Annotated in this window: 24 protein-coding genes and 1 pseudogene; 14 read left to right on the forward strand and 11 right to left on the reverse strand. The window is 40.3% G+C overall.

Annotated features, from left to right (window positions below):
- The first annotated feature begins 128 nt into the window (after positions 1-128).
- Genes DWX73_RS10435 through DWX73_RS15785 form a run of 3 tightly spaced genes read left to right on the forward strand, consistent with a single transcriptional unit; the run spans position 129 to position 2,042 of the window.
- Entirely contained in the window at positions 129-1,253 is a 1,125-nt protein-coding gene (locus DWX73_RS10435; protein ID WP_118348724.1) for an AAA family ATPase, read from the forward strand.
- Positions 1,254-1,275: 22 nt separating this feature from the next.
- A complete protein-coding gene (locus tag DWX73_RS13565) occupies positions 1,276-1,767 on the forward strand; it encodes a hypothetical protein (RefSeq protein WP_158556853.1) in 492 nt (163 codons plus the stop codon).
- Complete coding sequence (locus DWX73_RS15785) at positions 1,692-2,042, forward strand: DUF4160 domain-containing protein (RefSeq protein WP_158556854.1); 351 nt, start codon at positions 1,692-1,694, stop codon at positions 2,040-2,042. Before DWX73_RS13565 ends, DWX73_RS15785 begins: the two co-directional genes overlap by 76 nt.
- A 365-nt stretch (positions 2,043-2,407) precedes the next feature.
- On the opposite strand, the gene hcp is transcribed toward DWX73_RS15785, so the two are convergent.
- The 4 genes from hcp to DWX73_RS10460 form a co-directional block, all read right to left on the reverse strand.
- Positions 2,408-4,048 (reverse strand): hydroxylamine reductase, encoded by a 1,641-nt coding sequence (hcp, locus tag DWX73_RS10445; RefSeq protein WP_118348726.1) that lies wholly within the window; start codon positions 4,046-4,048, stop codon positions 2,408-2,410.
- Positions 4,049-4,136: 88 nt separating this feature from the next.
- Entirely contained in the window at positions 4,137-4,319 is a 183-nt protein-coding gene (locus DWX73_RS10450; protein WP_118348727.1) for a ferredoxin, read from the reverse strand.
- Positions 4,320-4,352: 33 nt separating this feature from the next.
- Positions 4,353-4,685, reverse strand: a complete 333-nt coding sequence (locus DWX73_RS10455; RefSeq protein ID WP_118348728.1) for a cupin domain-containing protein — start codon at positions 4,683-4,685, stop codon at positions 4,353-4,355.
- Positions 4,686-4,698: 13 nt separating this feature from the next.
- The gene (locus DWX73_RS10460; protein ID WP_117530930.1) at positions 4,699-5,409 is read right to left on the reverse strand and encodes an ATP-binding protein; all 711 of its coding nucleotides are present in this window, start codon (positions 5,407-5,409) and stop codon (positions 4,699-4,701) included.
- A gap of 91 nt (positions 5,410-5,500) precedes the next feature.
- On the opposite strand from DWX73_RS10460, the gene DWX73_RS10465 reads away from it, so the two are divergent.
- Positions 5,501-6,148 (forward strand): Crp/Fnr family transcriptional regulator, encoded by a 648-nt coding sequence (locus DWX73_RS10465; protein ID WP_016439651.1) that lies wholly within the window; start codon positions 5,501-5,503, stop codon positions 6,146-6,148.
- A 289-nt stretch (positions 6,149-6,437) separates the two neighbouring features.
- Here DWX73_RS10465 and DWX73_RS10470 read toward each other — a convergent pair whose 3' ends face one another.
- Positions 6,438-6,890 carry a hypothetical protein gene (locus DWX73_RS10470; RefSeq protein ID WP_118348739.1) on the reverse strand — a complete coding sequence of 151 codons (453 nt, stop codon included), beginning with the start codon at positions 6,888-6,890 and terminating at the stop codon, positions 6,438-6,440.
- 61 nt (positions 6,891-6,951) lie between these two features.
- Between DWX73_RS10470 and DWX73_RS10475 the strand changes: the two are divergent.
- The 3 genes and pseudogenes from DWX73_RS10475 to DWX73_RS10490 form a co-directional block, all read left to right on the forward strand.
- A pseudogene (locus DWX73_RS10475) lies at positions 6,952-7,200 on the forward strand (dUTP diphosphatase); the annotation flags it as partial.
- 77 nt (positions 7,201-7,277) lie between these two features.
- Positions 7,278-7,706: a DUF5688 family protein gene (locus DWX73_RS15790; protein WP_118348729.1), complete on the forward strand. Its 429-nt coding sequence runs from the start codon at positions 7,278-7,280 to the stop codon at positions 7,704-7,706.
- A gap of 312 nt (positions 7,707-8,018) precedes the next feature.
- On the forward strand, positions 8,019-8,159 hold the full coding sequence (locus tag DWX73_RS10490) for a cysteine-rich VLP protein (protein WP_081636858.1): 141 nt from the start codon (positions 8,019-8,021) through the stop codon (positions 8,157-8,159).
- Between the two features lie 329 nt (positions 8,160-8,488).
- Here the strand turns inward: DWX73_RS10490 and DWX73_RS10495 are convergent, their stop codons facing one another.
- A complete protein-coding gene (locus DWX73_RS10495; protein WP_003019367.1) occupies positions 8,489-8,920 on the reverse strand; it encodes a helix-turn-helix domain-containing protein in 432 nt (143 codons plus the stop codon).
- Between the two features lie 176 nt (positions 8,921-9,096).
- Between DWX73_RS10495 and DWX73_RS10500 the strand changes: the two genes are divergently transcribed.
- From DWX73_RS10500 to DWX73_RS10525, 7 genes are all read left to right on the forward strand, one after another.
- Entirely contained in the window at positions 9,097-9,285 is a 189-nt protein-coding gene (locus tag DWX73_RS10500; protein WP_118348730.1) for a DNA-binding protein, read from the forward strand.
- A gap of 14 nt (positions 9,286-9,299) precedes the next feature.
- A complete protein-coding gene (locus DWX73_RS10505) occupies positions 9,300-9,773 on the forward strand; it encodes an Arm DNA-binding domain-containing protein (protein ID WP_242996835.1) in 474 nt (157 codons plus the stop codon).
- Between the two features lie 71 nt (positions 9,774-9,844).
- Positions 9,845-10,195 (forward strand): TnpV protein, encoded by a 351-nt coding sequence (locus DWX73_RS10510; RefSeq protein ID WP_118348731.1) that lies wholly within the window; start codon positions 9,845-9,847, stop codon positions 10,193-10,195.
- A 117-nt stretch (positions 10,196-10,312) separates the two neighbouring features.
- Positions 10,313-11,542: a tyrosine-type recombinase/integrase gene (locus DWX73_RS10515; RefSeq protein ID WP_158556855.1), complete on the forward strand. Its 1,230-nt coding sequence runs from the start codon at positions 10,313-10,315 to the stop codon at positions 11,540-11,542.
- The gene (locus tag DWX73_RS13570; RefSeq protein ID WP_158556856.1) at positions 11,539-11,796 is read left to right on the forward strand and encodes a hypothetical protein; all 258 of its coding nucleotides are present in this window, start codon (positions 11,539-11,541) and stop codon (positions 11,794-11,796) included. Before DWX73_RS10515 ends, DWX73_RS13570 begins: the two co-directional genes overlap by 4 nt.
- Positions 11,797-11,816: 20 nt before the next feature.
- Positions 11,817-12,512 carry a tyrosine-type recombinase/integrase gene (locus DWX73_RS10520; RefSeq protein WP_158556857.1) on the forward strand — a complete coding sequence of 232 codons (696 nt, stop codon included), beginning with the start codon at positions 11,817-11,819 and terminating at the stop codon, positions 12,510-12,512.
- A 142-nt stretch (positions 12,513-12,654) separates the two neighbouring features.
- Positions 12,655-13,533 (forward strand): tyrosine-type recombinase/integrase, encoded by an 879-nt coding sequence (locus DWX73_RS10525; protein ID WP_242996836.1) that lies wholly within the window; start codon positions 12,655-12,657, stop codon positions 13,531-13,533.
- Positions 13,534-13,738: 205 nt separating this feature from the next.
- Here the strand turns inward: DWX73_RS10525 and DWX73_RS10535 are convergent, their stop codons facing one another.
- From DWX73_RS10535 to DWX73_RS10560, 5 genes are all read right to left on the reverse strand, one after another.
- Positions 13,739-14,779, reverse strand: a complete 1,041-nt coding sequence (locus DWX73_RS10535; RefSeq protein WP_442871994.1) for a virulence RhuM family protein — start codon at positions 14,777-14,779, stop codon at positions 13,739-13,741.
- Between the two features lie 859 nt (positions 14,780-15,638).
- Complete coding sequence (locus DWX73_RS10545) at positions 15,639-16,034, reverse strand: hypothetical protein (RefSeq protein WP_118348735.1); 396 nt, start codon at positions 16,032-16,034, stop codon at positions 15,639-15,641.
- A 67-nt stretch (positions 16,035-16,101) separates the two neighbouring features.
- Positions 16,102-16,293: a hypothetical protein gene (locus DWX73_RS10550; protein ID WP_118348736.1), complete on the reverse strand. Its 192-nt coding sequence runs from the start codon at positions 16,291-16,293 to the stop codon at positions 16,102-16,104.
- A 175-nt stretch (positions 16,294-16,468) separates the two neighbouring features.
- Positions 16,469-17,701 carry a nucleotide sugar dehydrogenase gene (locus DWX73_RS10555; protein ID WP_118348737.1) on the reverse strand — a complete coding sequence of 411 codons (1,233 nt, stop codon included), beginning with the start codon at positions 17,699-17,701 and terminating at the stop codon, positions 16,469-16,471.
- A 21-nt stretch (positions 17,702-17,722) separates the two neighbouring features.
- Entirely contained in the window at positions 17,723-18,784 is a 1,062-nt protein-coding gene (locus DWX73_RS10560; protein WP_118348738.1) for an NAD-dependent epimerase/dehydratase family protein, read from the reverse strand.
- Positions 18,785-18,905 lie beyond the last annotated feature (121 nt).

The following is an 18,905-nucleotide window of genomic DNA, read 5'->3' on the forward strand; positions in this document are numbered from 1 at the left end:
GTTAGAGAAAATAAAAACTGTAATAAGTAGTGAAGAGTTTTTGTATTATATCGGAAATAGTAGGGATAATACTATGAAAGTATATGGAAGATTTCAATTGATGGAAAAATTATGTAAGGAGATAAGCGATGATTGATAAAGTTCATATTCTGGCCTTAAAATCTATCAAAGATTTGAGTGTTGAATGTTCAAAATTAAATTTGTTTGTGGGAACAAATTCATCTGGAAAATCCACATTTTTACATGCATTATTAGCATTGACTCAAAGGAGTCTTAATGGGAAATATATTTCCATAGGAGATTTTAGAGAAGTAAGAAATTATTATATGTCAAATTCCTCAATAAAGATTGAAATATTAGAAAAGGGCAAAACGAAGCCAGCTTGGGTAGAATTTGTTGAGGACAAGGAAAATGAGGCATATAAAGTATGTACATCTTCGGACGATATATCTGTGACAGAACTTTTATTGGATGGAGAATGTGATGATCCAGAACAATCAGATTTGTTATTGGAGGATTTTGGATTTCATTATTTGTCTTGTCATCGAATGGGTGTCAATGACATATATGCTAAAAATATGTTAAATGATAGTGACTTTGGAATAGATGGAGAGTACGCATTAGCCTATTTATTACAAAACGAGGGTATGATAGTTGATGATAATCTTGTTGTAAAGGATACAGATTTTACTAATACTTTATTGGATCAAGTAAATTATTGGTTGAATGATATTATAGGTACTACATTGTATATAAGTGATTTAAAAAAAACAAATTATCTACAGGTAAAATATAACAATAATCCCGCTAATGCAGTCTCCGAAGCGTTGTATTGCAGACCGGTAAATGTTGGGTCTGGAATTAGTTATTTAATAAGTATTATAATTTTGTGTCTGGGTGCGGAAAGTGATTCTGTTATAATTATAGAAAATCCAGAAATTCATTTGCATCCAAAAGCTCAGTCAAAATTATGTGAATTTTTGTATTTTGTTAGTCAATCAGGTCGTCAATTATTCATTGAAACACATAGTGATCATATCTTTAATGGATTAAGAGTAGGCGTTGCCAATGGAAGTATGAACCAAGAAGATATTTCTGTTAATTTTTTTGCAATGAATGAACAATATGAGACACAGTGCAATCCAATTATATTTAAAGAATATGGAAAAATAGTAGGAACCAATGAAGACATGGATATAGATGATTTGTTTGATCAGTTTGAAATTGACTTGAATAGAATGTTTGGATTGTAGGAAAAGGAGTCTACGAAAGAAAATGGATTATTATTTGAATGAATATTCATTGAGAGGACAATTTGCGAGTGTAGAAGATTTTTTTGAATCTCTTAGAAATTATACTTTTCCTATTTTAAATAAAATAAAAGACAAAAATGAAAATATCATATGGAAGAAGGATACATTTTGGCAATCAGAAATCTGTAAAGGGGTATGCCTGACGAATATACCTAAAAAGAGGAATGAACGTTCATCAGAAATTGCACAGTTACAAATGCAGTTAATGAAGATTGCTTACGAAGAACCTTTTTATGGTGCCGATTCTGCTTCTGATTTAAAGGTAAAAGAGTATCAATTTGATGAAGAGTATAGAGAATATTTTGAAGAGAGAAATTGTTTTACAAATGCAATAGAAAACGAGGGAATTATAATATCGTTTATTCATCCAGCATATTCTTGTATGAACTTCCTCTTTGTGTTGAATATAACGATACAGAGAGTACGTATAATATTGATAATATATATTCTTTAGAGTGGTGGAAGCGTGAGCCAGAAATAAAGACATGGAGAATTGGAAGAAAGTACCTTGTTGAGGTACGTGCCAATGAATTTGAATATCACCCACCACATTTTCATGTAAGTTGTAATGAGTTTTCAGCAGTATTTAAAATGAGTGATGGGAACTTATATAAAGATGGTAAGAAGAAATGGACATACCAAATGGTCACTGAAATAAAAGATTGGTATGAAACAAATAAAGAAGAATTACAAGAGGCGTGGAAAAATTTACATAGTAGTTGCTTTTAAAGAGAAACATGGTTATAATCAATTTAATGGCAACAATTTGGCAACAGAAAATCAGCAAGCCAAAATAATATATGTAATTGAGATAAAATATCGGCAGAAAAGATATAAAACTTAAACAAAAATATTTAAGAATAATTATGAACTTGCCGAGAATGAATAATATACAAGCGTGTGCGAGGGAGATTGTGGATAAAGGGATGATTTATTAATAAGAAAAGGTGTATGGTGGAAAGCAAGTCTGAAAACAAAATGATTAGGCGTTGTCAGATTCAAATAACAGACAGAAAACCTCGGATGCCCATTTTATAAGGGTTTCCGAGGTTTCTTTATGCCTGTTGGATCTATTTCTTTTGACGGAGTATTTTTTATGCGTTAATACCGAAAAATTTCTCCATATCCTCTTCCACAGTGCCAATTCCTGCAATGCCGAAGTTCTCGATCAAGACCTTTGCAACATTCGGGCTGAGAAATGCCGGAAGTGTAGGGCCAAGGTGGATATTCTTCACACCAAGATATAAAAGAGCCAGAAGAACGATAACTGCTTTTTGCTCGTACCATGCGATATTATAGATAATTGGCAGATCGTTAATATCGTCAAGCCCAAAGACCTCTTTGAGTTTCAAGGCGATTACAGCAAGGGAATAGGAATCATTGCATTGACCTGCATCCAGAACACGTGGGATGCCATTGATATCGCCTAAAGGCAACTTGTTATATTTATATTTTGCACAACCGGCAGTAAGGATGACAGTGTCCTTCGGCAGAGCCTTAGCAAATTCTGTATAGTAGTCGCGGCTCTTTGCTCGACCATCACAGCCCGCCATAACCACAAACTTTTTGATAGCACCGCTTTTTACAGCTTCTACAACTTTATCTGCCAAAGCCAGAACCTGTGCATGGGCAAATCCGCCGATGATTTCACCGGTTTCGATTTCACTCGGAGCGACACATTTTTTTGCATGCTCAATAATCGCAGAAAAATTTTTTTGTTCGCCAATTTCTCCCGGAATATGTGTACATCCCGGATATCCCGCAGCGCCGGTAGTGTAAAGCCTGTTTTTGTAACTATCCTTAGGAGGAACAATGCAGTTGGTTGTCATTAGAATAGGACCGTTAAAGGATTCAAATTCTTCTTTTTGTTTCCACCAAGCATTCCCATAATTACCAACAAAGTTAGGATATTTTTTGAAAGCGGGATAATAATGAGCTGGCAACATCTCGGAATGCGTATACACATCCACTCCAGTTCCCTGTGTCTGTTCTAACAGCATTTCCAAATCGCGCAGGTCGTGGCCGGATACCAGAATGCCGGGGTTCTTTCTGACACCGATATTTACCTTTGTAATTTCGGGGTTTCCATAGCTGTCTGTGTTAGCCTTATCCAGCATTGCCATACCGGATACTCCGTATTTTCCTGTTTCCATTGTTAGAGCAATCAGATCTTCTACACTAAGGTTGTCATTCAGCGTGGCAGCCAGTGCTTTCTGAAGAAATGTGTCAACTTCATCGTTGTCCTTCAACAGCACATTTGCGTGCTTCGAGTAAGCGGAAAGTCCCTTCAAACCGTAGGTGATTAACTCGCGCAGAGAGCGAATATCCTCGTTTTCGGTAGAAAGAACACCGACAGTTCTGGCTTTTTCTTCCCAGTTTTCAGATCCGTTCCATTTTGCGGCTTCAGGCAGAACAGTCAGATTGGTAACTTGCTTTAGCAGAACTTCCTTTTCGGTCAGTGTAGCACGGATTCTTGATTCAATGCTCTCTTTATCAAAATTTGCGTTGGTAATGGTAGTGAACAGATTCAGAGTAATCAAGTGATTGATTTTTGCAGAGACCTGTTTACCTTCCTGACGCAATGCAGTCGTAATAGCCGAAATTCCTTTTGTAACATAGACCAACAGATCCTGCATGGCCGCTACATCAGGTTTCTTTCCGCATATGCCGGACATGGTGCAGCCCTTGCACCCGGCGGTTTCCTGACACTGATAGCAAAACATTTTTTGTTCCATAATATACCTCCTAAAAACTATTAAAATTTGGAATAATGTGGTTTCTTTTTGATCAAAAAAGCATATAGACACGTTTGAATTAATCTTCCTAGGCGATTGCAGACACAGGACACGAGTCGGCGGCCTCCTGTACAGCATCTTGATTTTCAGCGTTTGCTCGTTGATACGCTTCCGCCTTTCCCTGCTCGTTCATACGGAAAACTTCGCCGCAGATCCCACAGCAAAGCCCACAGCCAATGCAGAGATCCTTATCTACTTTTGTTGCTTTCATAAAATCACCTTCTTTTGTCAATTTTGCGTTTGATTAAAATACAACTACTAAAAGCATTTTGAACGCTTCCTTCCCATATACCGCATGGGGATGGCCTGCTGGCATGACAATAGATTCTCCTTCGTGCAGCAGATATTCAACGCCATCAATCGTGATTTTTCCGATACCATCCAAGCAGGTGACGAAGGCGTCCCCACCCGATTCATGGGTGCTGATCTCTTCACCTTTTGCGAATGAGAACAGGGTAATACTTAATGCCTGGTTTTGTGTCAAAGTTTTGCTGACAATCTGACCCTCCTGATAGGAAATTTGTTCTCTCAGCGTCAGTACTTCTGATTGAGCGATGTTTTTCATTTTTTTACTCATAGTATCTCTCCTTTTATTCCAAAATTTTACCATCCAACGAAATTGTAACAATCTGCCAAGGAATGAATTTTCCGCTTGCCTGCAACGCTTTTTTGGCAGCTAATTCTAGTCCGCCGCAGCAGGGAACCTCCATGCGTACAACCGTTACACTTTGAATATTGTTGTTTTGAATGATCTGCGTCAGCTTTTCGCTGTAATCTATGCTGTCAAGCTTTGGGCAGCCGATAATCGTAATTTTCCCACGCATGAAATCCTCGTGCATTCTGGCATAGGCGTATGCACTGCAATCCGCTGCAATTAACAATTTTGCGCCGTCAAAATATGGTGCATTAGTCGGTACCAGTTTGATTTGGCATGGCCATTGTCCCAACTGTGATTCTGTCTGTACCCGGGCAGAAGGAGTTGTTTCTTGTGAATGTTGAATACGCTGCATTCGACTGCCGGGGCAGCCTGTATGGGGAACAGCGGCATGATTGCTTTTCGCTTTTTTCCTCATATTTTCCTGCACAGCTTTTTCATCATAGGCGGCAGCTTCTCTCTCCACAAAGGAAATTGCACCTGTCGGGCAGGTTGGCAGACAATCTCCCAAACCATCACAATAATCATCTCGCAGAAGTGTTGCTTTGCCGTTTACCATGCCGATTGCACCCTCGTGACAAGCTTCGGCACACGCACCACATCCGTTACATTTTTCTTCATCTATTTGGATAATTCTTCGAATCATTTTATACCATCCTTTCTCTTGTCTTTCTAGGCATAGTATATTACAATTAAAAATAAAAATCTGTTGTTATAACAACGAAAGGGTAAAAAATATGAAATTATCCGATATGCAGCTATTCCGTGGGTTAGAAGAAGATGACATCTCCTCGCTTTTAAGCTGTTTGAATAGTGTAAAACGCAATTATAAAAAAGGAGAAGTAATTCTTTCAGAAGGGAGTATTATAGAGAATATCGGCATTGTACTGTCAGGCATGGCAATGATATCTTGTAACGATATTTGGGGGAATACCAGCATTTTAGGAAGTGTTGCACCTGGTTCTGTATTTGCTGAGGTATATGCCTGTATTCCGGGACAGCCGATGCTGGTTACAGTGTCTGCCGTGGAAGATACCTCTGTGTTGTTTATGAATGTGGGACGTGTTCTGACTACCTGCACAAACGCCTGCCCTTTTCATACAAACCTTGCACGAAATCTACTGACTGTCTGTGCTCATAAAAGTCTGCAACTTTCACAAAGGATTTTGCACACCAGTTCCAAATCCATACGAGGCCGATTGATGTCTTATTTTTCAGAATGCGCAAAACATGCCGGAAGCAATTCTTTTCTGATTCCATATAACCGCCAGCAATTAGCAGATTACTTGAATGTTGACCGCAGTACTATGTGCAACGAGCTTTCTAAAATGCAGAAAGATGGCATGATTGAATATAAAAAAAATCGTATTTTGCTCAAAGACTGAGATTTAAGGAATGGTATGAATTTGAATAGGGATTGATTTTTTAAGCAAAATCGCTTATGATCTGAAATAGAATATAGTGCTATTATCCACAGTTACAGAGCAAGTGTTATCAACACCGATAACAAAATGATAACATTAGCCTGTATAGGCAGGATAATATGGATAAATCAAATAATCAAAAGAACTGTAAACACGACAGAGAATAATCTCTAAACAAAATTGATTAGTAATTGTCGAATTTGAATAATAAACCAAACCCCAGAGTGCCCTATTTTTTTATTCCGTGATGTTAAAACTCAGAAATTTCCGCTTTTCCGCATAATTTCTTATATTTCGGTATGGTTGTATTGGCCATAAAATCATCCAATTTTTCTATGCTGCCATTAACCATCTCGCACGTACTGATCGCATCCGAAAAAACAGCTAGAACAAAATCCTTCATATCCGGATCCGGCCTGAAGGTAGAAATAATATGAATGATTGAATCGCCAAAAGCTATCAAATCAAGATATGCTGATATAGGATATCCGTACAACTCTTCACTATCTATATTAATTCCATATTTGGAGAAAATATTTTGGTTGTTCTTTTTTATATGTTCGTTTCCATCATCTATTGATTTTTTGAGAAGATACTGGCTTGCTTTTGATAGTGGAGAGCCAGGAACCATATCAACAAAGATATCGTTAGGAATAATAGAATTTGTTTTTCTCTCTTTTTCGTATTCTTCCTGCCTAATCATCACTTCTGTTTTATCGGCAAGAGCCTTATCGGAATCCGGATACAAGTGAGAATAAGTATCCCATGCCGGCTATATCTTTCCCCGAACCAGCATGGCAGTTAAGGGCCTGGTGTGCGAGCTGCCGCCCGTGGATTCTGGCTATCGTGGAGAGAGCCATGCCATTATCAGCAATGTCAGCAACCAAATTCAGGAACTCACCAAAGGCTCCCGTGTAGGGCAGCTCGTAATTGCCCCGGTTGTTATTGCAGATTTTGTGACGGATCTGGGTGCGGAACGTGGTACAGGAGGATTCGGCAGCACAGGGCAATAAGAATACCGTTTGATATGCGCGCACAGTTTAAGTGTGCGTTTTTCTTACCCAAAATCTAAAAAAATGAAGGAGGCTATATGCAGATAGAGGAATTTAACCAATATGTGAAAGACCACATCAAAGAATACCTTCCCCCGGAATATGAGACTGCAAAGGTTTCTACCCAGGAAGTTACAAAAAGCAATGACCGTATGTTGAACGGGCTTACCATTCTTCGAGAGGGCGAGAACTTTTCACCTACGGTCTATCTGGAACCTTTTGCGGAGCAGGTGGCACAGGGGCGCTCCTTGGAAGATACCCTGCGCGAGATTACAAAGATCCAGACCGTTCACCATGCACATGTACCGGTGAACATTTCCACTTTTATGGATTATGCTGAAACAGGTGGAACGGAGCGAACTATCCGCAGATACCTTTATGGAAGGGATCACGGAAATGTGCCGGGAACTGGTAAAAGAACATACTGCACCGGAGGAACGATTTGCCAAACTGTTCCCGGACGCTAAAGGAAAGCAGGATGCTGTCGGCACCTGTCCCCGCTGTGGTGCACCTGTGTATGAGGGCAAAAAGGGCTTTTTCTGTGATAACAGGGATTGTGCCTTTGCTCTCTGGAAAGACAATAAGTTCTTCACTTCCAAGAAGAAAACCATAACCAAATCCGTTGCGGTTGCTCTATTGAAATAGGGCTGCATTTCCATATCCGGGCTTTACAGCGAAAAGACTGGCAAAACCTATGACGCGGTAGTGGTGCTGGATGACACGGGTGACAAGTATGTGAATTTCAAGCTGGAATTTCCAGCAGCAAAAGGCAGGCGGAAATGAGCGGCCCGGCATCACGGGAACTGACACGATCTGAACGGGCAGCGATCCGGCGGCTGGTAAACAAATGTGCCAACTATGACAGCACGGATAAAATCTGCCTTCTGCTGGACTGCCCTTGCTATAGAGTACTTCCATAGTCTACTTGTAAGCCGTTAGAAAGAACTCACTATGAGGCATGAAAATCTGACGGGGTAAATAAGTTCCTGTGAGGTGAATAAAATTAGTGGCTACATTTTGGCTACAAAAACATTACGGACGAAGTGGATTATGCGGATAATCAATCATAAAACACACATAAAACGAATTGATAATACACTTTATAAGCATTTGTACGAATGTAAAAGACGAGTTTGAATAATATATTAGAGCCAAGAAATGCCTATTTTACGGGCTTTCTTGGCTCTTTCTATGTCCGTTGACAATCAAATGACAATACTTTTTTAATATTATTGTAAATAATTTCTTCTTATTTAGCTGGGAATTGACTCTTCCAGTCTAAATATTCTTTTTCTGTAATCTCTTCATTTCTGAATTTCTGGTACATATCAGCCCATGCTCCAATATGATCCAGCATATTTAAAGAATCGTGTCCTTTGTCTTTAAACATAAGCTGCGGTACACCGGATTCATCCCGGTAGGCGTGCAGACCATATTGATCCTCTAAAGCAAATAATGCGTGCATGACACTAACATAAGTATCAAAGTTTGGATCAGACATGGCGTATGGACTGATCTTTAATGAGTTTGCTATTTTTTCCAATTGTTCTGATGATGGAAAACGATTCCCAAGTTCATAATTTCTAATTGCCGATTCGCTCAATCCGGACATGATTGCCAATTCTTTCTGTGTATATCCTTGATCGATCCGGAATTTTCTTATTTTCTCACCTACTGTCATAAGAAAACACTCCTTTGCTGATTGTTACTTAAAAGTATAGCATAAACAGTTCAAAAATGAAATATAAAAATAAACCGTTCATTTTTGAAACTATTCTATTGACAGTACGGAAATGAAATGTTATGATGCATATGCACCGTTCGATAATGAACTGAAAAAAGAAAGGAGGGATATAGATGGCTAGTAAATTATTTATATCAGCAAAAGAAGTAGCGAAAGAATTAGAAGTATCTGCTTCCTATGCGTATCGTTTGATCCGTCAGTTAAATGCGGAATTGGAGCAAAAAGGTTTTGTTGTTGTCAAAGGAAAAATCAGCCGTAAATATTTTGAAGAACGAGTTTACGGTATGAACGAAATGAAATAGCAGGAGGTGATGTTTTGACAGTAATCAAAAACCAAAAATCAAATACTTACGAGGTAAGAACCTATTATAAGGACTGGACCGGCGTAAGAAAGCAGAAGACGAAAAGGGGATTTAAACGTAAATGTGATGCCCAGGAATGGGAAAGAGCGTTTAAATTAAAGGAGAATTTGAGTCTGGATATGTATTTTGAAGATTTTGTAGATCTTTATCTGAATGATATCAAATCCAGAATCAAATATAATACCTGGCTGACGAAAAAGCATATTGTAGAAAAAAAGATTCTCCCATATTTTTCGAAAAAGAAGTTGCAGGAAATAAAACCTTCCGATATTCGACAGTGGCAGAACACCATGATGAACTATCGAAATAAACAAGGAGAAGGCTATTCACAGGTCTATCTAAAGACCATCCATAATCAAGAGTTAATATGTAAAGGGTGGTTTCTGCCACCTAATACATATGACTGCGGCTCATTTGTGGTGAATTGAAAAGCAGTTGTAAGAAAGGAGTCAAAAAGCTTTATAACCGCCGGAAATCAACACAAAAGGAGCTGAATTTTATGAAAACTATTTTTAAAGAAATGGGCGGTACATACCGTCAAGTGGGAGATTATTTCATTCCCAACATTACTTTGCCGGATGACGGCGAATATAAGATAGGCAAATACGGGCGTATGCGCCGCAACTATCTGAAAGAGTACCGTAAAATCCTCTACAACAACTATGTGCTGGAGGGAACGCTGTTCAAGCATTTAGCTGAAATCGATCAAGCCTGCAACGAGCGCATTGAAAACATCGTTTCCGCTATGGCAAAGCAGGAAGGCGTAACTGAAGCGCTCAAAGCGGCTGATCAAATAGAATGGGTACGCCAAATCCCAAAGTTTGGATTTGGCGTAAATCCAAACTTCTAAGAAATCCAAACTTTTAGCGGAAACAGTACTGAAATCAAGGTTTGCAAGCTAAAAAGTTTGGATTTCTTTTTTGTTTTAACTGTTCTGTCGTTTATGATAACGGCAGGAGGTGATGAAATGAATCTTTTACAATCAACAAAAACTTATGATGAACTACTTACCCTTATGGAAGCCTGTGGTTACAGTGCCTTGCATATCAAACGGGTAAAACGGGAGATCAACTGGCTTGCCGTAAATCAGGATGACTATGGTATTACATCCTATGAAGAGGCGTACCGTATCCGGTCCGGTCTGACGGAATCCGAACCCATGATGGAACAGTACCGTGCTGTCTACAGCCTGTTTAAAAGGTATTGCGCCTATGGGGACATGGCCGTACAGACACGGGAACCGTTATTCCGGCGGGACACTTATACCCAGTTAAATCCTTATTTTAAAACCCTGCTTGATGCCTATGAAGAATCAAGCAAAAAACGCGGCCTGAAAAGCGGGACCTACCGTTCTGCCATATCTGCATGCAGCGGACTTCTGCTGTTTTTCCAGGAGAACGGGCATGAAACTCTGAGGAAAGTTTCTGAAAAAGATGTCCTGGCTTATTTTATGGCCAATAATGGCAGGGAACCCCTCAGCAGCAGCACCAGGGTTAACATTGCATCCGTGTTCAGGGCAGACATTGGCATTTATACGGAGGATGCCAGGCGTATCCTTTCATATCTCCCAGCACTGCGCAGGAACCGGAAAACAATACAGTACCTGACAGAGGAAGAAATCTGTTCTGTCAGGGATGCGCTTTTCTGTGAGGATTCCCCGATTTCCCTGCGTGACAGGGCAATCGGGATGCTCCTGTATTTTACCGGGATGAGATCCAGCGATGTCTCGTCCCTTTGTTTCTCTGATATCGACTGGGAAAACGATGAGATCCGGATGACGCAGAAGAAAACGGGAAACGGACTTTTACTGCCGCTTACAGCCCCTGTGGGGAATGCCATTTATGATTACATAAGCATGGAGAGGCCAGAAAGCAGGCATTGCCAGGTGTTTTTATGTGAGCAGGCTCCATACAGGCCGATCAGCCCGGGAACAGTAGGGAACGCTGCCGGCAGGATCTACGATGCGGCATCCATCCGCCAGAAGCCCCATGACCGCCGAGGCTCCCACATCTTCCGCCATAACCTTGCCGCTTCTTTTGCCGGGAACGGGATCCCTCATCCAGTAATCAGCGCAACGCTGGGCCATGCCGATCCGGATTCCCTTGACCACTACCTTTTTGCTGATATCAGGCATCTGCGGGAATACAGCCTTAGTATTGAGGATTTTCCCGTCAGGAAGGGGGTGTTTGAGGAATGAGCCGTTACATTTCCGGTTTTTCAGATCTTATCGTACAATATGCAGACTATCAGAAGGCATCCGGCGGGTGGGGGACGGAACGGACTGGGCGCCGCCTGAACATTGAGTATTTTGACCGCTATTGCAGTGAGAACTACCCGGGCAGCCGCTGTCCCAGGAAATGGTGGATTCCTGGTGCCGGAAAAGGGAGACGGAAACCAACACTTCCTGCAACACCAGGACGGGTGGGATCCGTTCGTTTATCCGTTACCTGAGAGAAAGGGGCCTTACCGAAGTGGAACCGCCGCCATCGCTGAAAAACTGTGGGAATACATATATCCCGCATGCTTTTAACAAGGATGAACTGGCAAGGTTTTTCATCGAATGTGATGCTGTCGTATCCCGGCGCCCTGAAGCGAAATACCGGATGAAAGAACTCGTCTGCCCTGTATTTTTCAGGCTCCTTTACAGCAGCGGCATCCGGACAACAGAAGCACGGTATCTAAAAAGAGAGGATGCCGACCTTGTGCATGGTGTTTTAAACATCAGGAAATCGAAGGGAAACAGTCAGCATTATGTGGCGCTCCATGAAAGCATGGCCCAACTGCTTATAAAGTATGACCGTGCAGCTGAAAAGCTTCGGCCTGGCCGGGAATATTTCTTTGAAACCCCCAATGGGGGACACTATTCCCGCCAATGGGTTACAGGGATGTTCCAGTCACTGTGGGAGAAAGCAAACGGCACGGGCAGCAATGCGGTTGCCTATGCCCTCCGCCATAATTATGCAGTCACGAACATCAACAGCTGGCCGGAGGAACCCTTTGGATTTAATGCAAAACTCCAGTATCTTTCAAAATCCATGGGGCACAGCAGTATTGAGTCTACGCTGCATTATTATTCCATGGTCCCACGGCTGGCGGACATACTGCGTGAGAAAACAGAAAAAGGGATGAATGCGATCCTGCCGGAGGTGTTATATGAAGAAGAATGATGACCCCATAAAAATAGCCCGGTATATATCTGAATTCCTAGACTCCTATGCGCCCAGCTTTCTTACAACCAGTGAACATACATTAAAATCCTACAGAGATGCGATTGGATTATATATCGGTTTTCTGGAAAACTCCGGGGTGATGCCGAAAATCCTCTCCAGGAAACACTTTGAAAGGGAATGGATCGAAAAATGGATCGTATGGATGAAGGAAACCCGCAGATGCAGCCCGGATACCTGCAATGTACGGCTCGGCTCCTTTCGGATGTTCCTTCAGTTCCTGGGAAGCCGGGATATAGAATTCCAGTATCTCTACCAGGAGGCACGGGAGGTCAGGAGGCAGAAATGCATAAAGAAAAAAGTAAACGGATTTACCCGTGAAGCGGTAGAAGCCATGCTTGCCGTTCCTGATCCATCTACGGTGACAGGAAAGCGGGATCTGGTGTTTCTTACCCTCCTGTATGCAACTGCCGGGCGGCTGGATGAGATCCGGTCCATCAAAATCTGTCATCTCCATCTTGATGCAGAAAAGCCGTATGTGACTCTGGTTGGGAAAAGGGGGAAAATGCGGACAGCATACCTGCTGCCGAAAGTTGTTTCCTATATCCAGATTTACTTAAAATCTTTCCATAATGATCCGCCGGATCCTGATGCCTATCTTTTTTATTCCCGCGTTAGCGGGATGCATGGAAGGCTTTCAGAACCAGCCCTGGCAAAAAGAATAAAGCTCTGCGCGGCAGCCGCCCATGAAAAATGCCCTGATGTGCCGTTGGATGCACATGCCCATCAATTTCGTCATGCGAAAGCTTCCCACTGGATTGAGGATGGCATCAATGTCGTCCAGGTAAGCTTCTTACTTGGGCATGAACAGCTGGAAACAACCATGCGTTATCTGGACATCACTACAGAGGAAAAAGCAAAAGCACTGGCTACACTGGAAAGTGAATTGCAAAAATCCACTCCCAAGAAATGGAAAAACAGTGATGGAACCTTAAAAGATTTCTGCGGCCTAAACCGTTAGTGCAAAAAAGAAATCCAAACTTTTTTAACAGGAAAGCCTTAATCTGTGCGTTGTTTCCGCTAAAAGTTTGGATTTTGCGCCGTATGAACAGTATCCGTAACCGTGCGGAGGAAATCGTTCTGCACGAATTGGTATATGATCTGTAAACCTGATACAAAAGCCCCACACTTCTGACAATAAAATCGGAAGCGTGGGGTTTCCTGATTTACTTTGTTTGTTTGCTGTTTTCTTCGATATTTGCCACAAGACGGTCGAAATCACTCTGATATGTTCTATCCTGCAAAACACGGAATTTTTCAAATTCACTTTCTGCAAACGCCTTTGCGATGGCAGCGGTCACTTTGCCTTTGTCATGTAAAATATCTTCTTCGTTGAACTGGAGGAACGCATCCAAACGATTAACCCAATCCTGCATATACATGATATTTCCCCGTCGTGCCTGTCTTTCGGCATAGTCCAGATACATTGTCACGATCTCATTCAGATTTATCATTTCTTCTTCATTTAAGTAGTTTTTGGCGATTGAAACATCCGACTTGCGAATACGCCCCTGCGGAGCATTTTTCCAAGTTGTCAAGCCCATGTTTGGTTTTGTGCTATCGGCTCGTCCATAAACAATCTCAGCCGCCGTATGATGAGTGACAGCGTAATGAAGCTTATTCTGTACTGTGGCAAAAAACTCTTTTGTAACAGGACTGTTCACATCATAGTCAGCACTGCACTGGGAGTAAATGTCTGTGATTTTTTGATAAAAACGACGTTCGCTGGATCGAATATCACGAATACGCTCCAACTGTTCCTCAAAATAGTCCTTACCAAAGAAGTTTTCCGGTTCTCGCAGTCGTGCATCATCCATCACATAACCTTTAATAATAAATTCTTTCAATACCCGATTTGCCCAAATGCGGAACATCGTAGCCTTTTTAGAATTAACACGGTATCCGACAGCAATAATGGCATCCAGATTGTAATAGTTTGTATTGTATCGCTTGCCGTCTGCCGCAGTTGTTTCCATTTTGGAAACAACTGCTTCTTCCTGCAATTCGCCGGATTCAAAAATATTTTTTAAATGTTTTGAAATAGCCGCCTTTTGCACTTCAAATAATTCTGCCATCTTTGCCTGCGTCAGCCACAAGTTTTCCTGATATAAAAGGATTTCAACTCGAACTTCACCATTATCAGTTTTATAAAACAGGATTTCCTTTGTTTCATAAGGGGTTAGCCCATATTCTTCGTTCATATCCATTCCCTTCCTATTCTTCACGTTTTTTCTTGCTCTGTTCTTGTAAACATTATGCTTATTCTTGTAGCGATGGCTACAAAATACAGTGCTTGGTCTGCTTGCAACAAAGGCTTTGGCACAGTGTCTGCAAAGCTTAATCGGTTTTCGCTGTCGGTTAGCTTAAAGCGGAACATCATCTGAATACCTGGCAGAAGAGAATGAAAGTCCCAAACAATGGTCAGCTTATCTGTCTTGATGGGCGTGAGATACAGAGTTCCGTCCTCTGCCGCCCTCCATTCATATTCGCTGTATCGCACCCAGTTAAAGCTAGTGCGTTCAAAAGGTGTTTCATATGCAACCCCTTCTAATTTATATTGTAACTGGAATAACTCAAATTTATATTATCGATTATACTATTTCTTTTCCTGGGAATCAATCTCCGTCCAGTTTTCTTCTAAAAAATTTTTCTCCAATAAGGTCATTGGCAAAGGCTATGAGCAGATATCGAAATATCCAAAAAGCACGAAATACGGCAGACAAAATCCCATTACCGAGCGTTGAAACAGCGAAGAACAACTTGTTTTATGGAGAACAGCGTAGGCTGATGTGACGAACCGCCATTTAGATCGTACCAAACATAAAGAATGCATAGTACATGTATATAAAATTCCTCTGTCTAAATTACTTTTCACTAAAATTATAGTTATGAATTATATTTCATCCTGAATCGGATTGAATGTAGAATGTCTCCACATTTCAGAGACAAAGAAATGTATTTTTTCTCTGTCTTATGATTTGATTGGCGCGGCAGCTGATCAGCTGCCGCAATTGATATGTTGGCTTTGATTTTTTAATTTGACTCTGTCGCTATTTTGAAATGCTCCTACTTGGATGATACTTCTTTCAGCTTCTCCACATATTTACGGATTGTTTCTTCCTCTTCCTCAAGATGTTCTGCAATCTGAGCGATACTCAAACCTTTTGCAAGCTTTTTCTCAATTAGCATCCTCATCTGTTCCTCTTTTCCAAGAAGTATGCCTTCTTTTCTTTCTTCTGCTATTAATTCATCAAACATCATATAGCACCGCCCCATTTCTCTGCTGACTTTTATCTTCTGAATGTCTCGCTGCAGTTTCTCCACATAAGGATCTCCAAAGTCCTTCTGGCTCTCTTCCAGATTCGCTTTCACAAACTTTAAGAACTTCACAAGCACTTCCGGAACATTCTCTGCATCCTGCCCCATTGTACTAAGAAAGATTGCATGACTTCCATCTTGCATTTCTAATCCTTCTTTTGTACGCATCTAGAAACGATAGCAATACTTTTTCTGTCCAAATGGATCAAAATCACAGATAAAGATCACATAGGATTTCTTTGTATTCCGGGTGGTAAATGATATTTTTCTCCAAATCAATCGTGAGGGATTCAATCTGAAAACCAAGCAGCCGTTCCAAAAATTGCTTACAGTTATCATCTTGAAGCATGACTGCTCCAAACATCCAGTTGTCTTTTAAAGTCAGTTCATTTAATTTCTTCATATTGCTTCCTCCGTTTTGCAGAGGAATTTTATATGGGTTTAGTTTAGCATGGGTGGGTAGGAAATGCTATTGGCGAAAATACTAAAAATGCACTTTGTGGAAAATGCCTAAAATAACAAATCCCCATCCAGTTATAAAACCAGATGGGGACTGCTTCCTTACTATTTTCTCTTCACTAATCTCTTCTAAAAATATCTCTCGTATAAACTTTTTCCTGAACATCATCCAGACAGCTATCATAGCGATTGGCAATAATCGCCTGACTTCTCTTCTTAAATTCATCCAGATCATTTACAACCTTGCTTCCGAAAAATGTACTTCCGTCTTCTAGCGTTGGTTCATACACAATTACTGTTGCCCCTTTCGCCTTGATTCGCTTCATCACTCCCTGGATAGAAGATTGACGGAAGTTATCGGAGTTAGATTTCATTGTAAGGCGATAAACACCTACAACAACTTCATGTTCTCTTTCTGCCGAATAGCTCTCACTATTCTCATATCCTCCCGCAATTTCCAAAACTCTGTCTGCAATAAAATCTTTTCTTGTACGATTTGATTCTACAATCGCAGACATCATATTCTGTGGTACATCTGCATAATTTGCCAACAGCTGTTTCGTATCTTTCGGAAGACAATAACCACCATAGCCAAAGGATGGATTATTGTAATGCGTTCCAATACGCGGATCGAGACAAACACCATTGATGATCTGCTGTGTATTTAGTCCTTTCATTTCCGCATAAGTATCTAACTCATTAAAATAAGAGACACGAAGAGCAAGATATGTGTTTGCAAATAACTTCACTGCTTCGGCCTCTGTAAATCCCATAATCAATGTATCAATATTTTCTTTAATCGCCCCCTCTTTTAGCAATTCTGCAAATGTATTAGCCGCTTTTACGAGACGCGCATTTTCCGTATCTATTCCAACAATAATCCTGCTTGGATATAAATTGTCATATAATGCTTTTGATTCTCTTAAAAACTCCGGACTAAAAATAATGTTATCACAATGATATTTTTCTCTCACCATTGCTGTAAATCCAACCGGAATGGTTGATTTGATTACCATAATCGCATCCGGATTATACTGAATTACAAGTTTAATCACAGACTCTACTGCCGACGTATCAAAGAAATTTTTCTTGCTGTCATAATTGGTCGGAGCAGCAATGATAACAAAATCTGCATTTGAATATGCTGCTTCAGCATCTAATGTAGCCAACAGATTTAATTCTTTCTCTGCCAGATATTTTTCTATATAATCATCCTGGATTGGAGATTTTCTATGATTGATCAGATTCACCTTTTCTTTCACAATATCTACTGCAATTACTTCATGATGCTGTGATAATAACGTAGCAATTGATAATCCCACATATCCTGTTCCTGCAACTGCGATTTTCATAACGTTCTACCTCTTTCCTTTTTACACATTCATATAAAATTCTTTATACCATTCTGCAAATTTGCGGAGTCCATCTCTCAAACTTGTACTTGGCTTAAATCCAAAATCCTTCTCTAATGCAGAAGTATCTGCATAAGTTATCGGTACGTCTCCCGGCTGCATTGGTACTAATTTTTTATGCGCTTCAAAATCATAGTCTTTCGGAAGCACACCGGCACGGATTAGTTCCTGCTGCAAAATGTCCACAAATTCCAATAAATTTTCCGGATGATTATTTCCGATGTTATACACCGCATACGGCGGAATCGGAAGTCCATCTTCGCCTTTCTTTTTTTCCGGCGGAGACTGCATAACCCGCTTAACACCTTCTACAATGTCATCTACATAAGTAAAGTCTCTTTTACAGTTCCCATAATTAAAAATCTCGATTGTTTCATTATTTCTCAGCTTATTTGTAAACCCAAAATATGCCATATCCGGACGGCCTGCTGGTCCATAAACTGTAAAAAAACGAAGTCCTGTAGAAGGGATGTCATACAACTTTGAATATGCATGTGCCATCAATTCATTGGACTTCTTTGTTGCCGCATATAAAGAAACCGGATTATCTACTTTATCCTCTGTAGAATATGGTACTTTTTTGTTACTACCATAAACAGAGGAGGACGATGCATAGACAAGATGTTCCACACCTTTTGCCCCTTCATCATAAGAATGACGACAAGCTTCCAATATGTTATAGAACCCTATTAAATTAGATTCTATGTATGCATCTGGATTCGTGATAGAATATCTTACACCTGCCTGCGCTGCAAGATTTACAACAATATCTGGATGATACTGTTGAAAAATGGATTCAATTAATTCCTTGTCTGCTATAGAACCTTTAATAAAAGTCCATGTAGATTCGGGATGTGAATCTGCCATGGACTTAATCTGCTCCAAACGATATTCTTTTAAAGATGTATCATAATAATTATTCATGTTATCGATTCCAATAATATGGATCGATTCTTGCGTATGAAATAACTCAAGCACCAAATTAGAGCCAATAAATCCTGCTGCTCCTGTTACTAAAATTATCTTCTTTTTTAATTGTTATATTTAGTTTTTTCATAATACTATTCCTTTCCTATATTTCCTAAAATTTTACTGTTTTGAATCCAATTTTTGTACAGGTTTTTTCAATTAAATAATACAATCC

Source organism: Coprococcus sp. AF21-14LB (genome assembly GCF_003458885.1).
Lineage (GTDB): Bacteria > Bacillota > Clostridia > Lachnospirales > Lachnospiraceae > UBA9414.

Bases quoted from the DNA above. Each gene is read 5' to 3' on its own strand.
- DWX73_RS10435 (WP_118348724.1), top strand. From the start codon at position 129: ATGATTGATAAAGTTCATATTCTGGCCTTAAAATCTATCAAAGATTTG.
- DWX73_RS13565 (WP_158556853.1), top strand. From the start codon at position 1,276: ATGGATTATTATTTGAATGAATATTCATTGAGAGGACAATTTGCGAGT.
- hcp (WP_118348726.1), bottom strand. From the start codon at position 4,048: ATGGAACAAAAAATGTTTTGCTATCAGTGTCAGGAAACCGCCGGGTGC.
- DWX73_RS10450 (WP_118348727.1), bottom strand. From the start codon at position 4,319: ATGAAAGCAACAAAAGTAGATAAGGATCTCTGCATTGGCTGTGGGCTT.
- DWX73_RS10455 (WP_118348728.1), bottom strand. From the start codon at position 4,685: ATGAGTAAAAAAATGAAAAACATCGCTCAATCAGAAGTACTGACGCTG.
- DWX73_RS10460 (WP_117530930.1), bottom strand. From the start codon at position 5,409: ATGATTCGAAGAATTATCCAAATAGATGAAGAAAAATGTAACGGATGT.
- DWX73_RS10465 (WP_016439651.1), top strand. From the start codon at position 5,501: ATGAAATTATCCGATATGCAGCTATTCCGTGGGTTAGAAGAAGATGAC.
- DWX73_RS10470 (WP_118348739.1), bottom strand. From the start codon at position 6,890: ATGATTAGGCAGGAAGAATACGAAAAAGAGAGAAAAACAAATTCTATT.
- DWX73_RS15790 (WP_118348729.1), top strand. From the start codon at position 7,278: ATGCAGATAGAGGAATTTAACCAATATGTGAAAGACCACATCAAAGAA.
- DWX73_RS10490 (WP_081636858.1), top strand. From the start codon at position 8,019: ATGAGCGGCCCGGCATCACGGGAACTGACACGATCTGAACGGGCAGCG.
- DWX73_RS10495 (WP_003019367.1), bottom strand. From the start codon at position 8,920: ATGACAGTAGGTGAGAAAATAAGAAAATTCCGGATCGATCAAGGATAT.
- DWX73_RS10500 (WP_118348730.1), top strand. From the start codon at position 9,097: ATGGCTAGTAAATTATTTATATCAGCAAAAGAAGTAGCGAAAGAATTA.
- DWX73_RS10510 (WP_118348731.1), top strand. From the start codon at position 9,845: ATGAAAACTATTTTTAAAGAAATGGGCGGTACATACCGTCAAGTGGGA.
- DWX73_RS10515 (WP_158556855.1), top strand. From the start codon at position 10,313: ATGAATCTTTTACAATCAACAAAAACTTATGATGAACTACTTACCCTT.
- DWX73_RS13570 (WP_158556856.1), top strand. From the start codon at position 11,539: ATGAGCCGTTACATTTCCGGTTTTTCAGATCTTATCGTACAATATGCA.
- DWX73_RS10525 (WP_242996836.1), top strand. From the start codon at position 12,655: ATGCCGAAAATCCTCTCCAGGAAACACTTTGAAAGGGAATGGATCGAA.
- DWX73_RS10535 (WP_442871994.1), bottom strand. From the start codon at position 14,779: ATGGATATGAACGAAGAATATGGGCTAACCCCTTATGAAACAAAGGAA.
- DWX73_RS10545 (WP_118348735.1), bottom strand. From the start codon at position 16,034: ATGCAAGATGGAAGTCATGCAATCTTTCTTAGTACAATGGGGCAGGAT.
- DWX73_RS10550 (WP_118348736.1), bottom strand. From the start codon at position 16,293: ATGAAGAAATTAAATGAACTGACTTTAAAAGACAACTGGATGTTTGGA.
- DWX73_RS10555 (WP_118348737.1), bottom strand. From the start codon at position 17,701: ATGAAAATCGCAGTTGCAGGAACAGGATATGTGGGATTATCAATTGCT.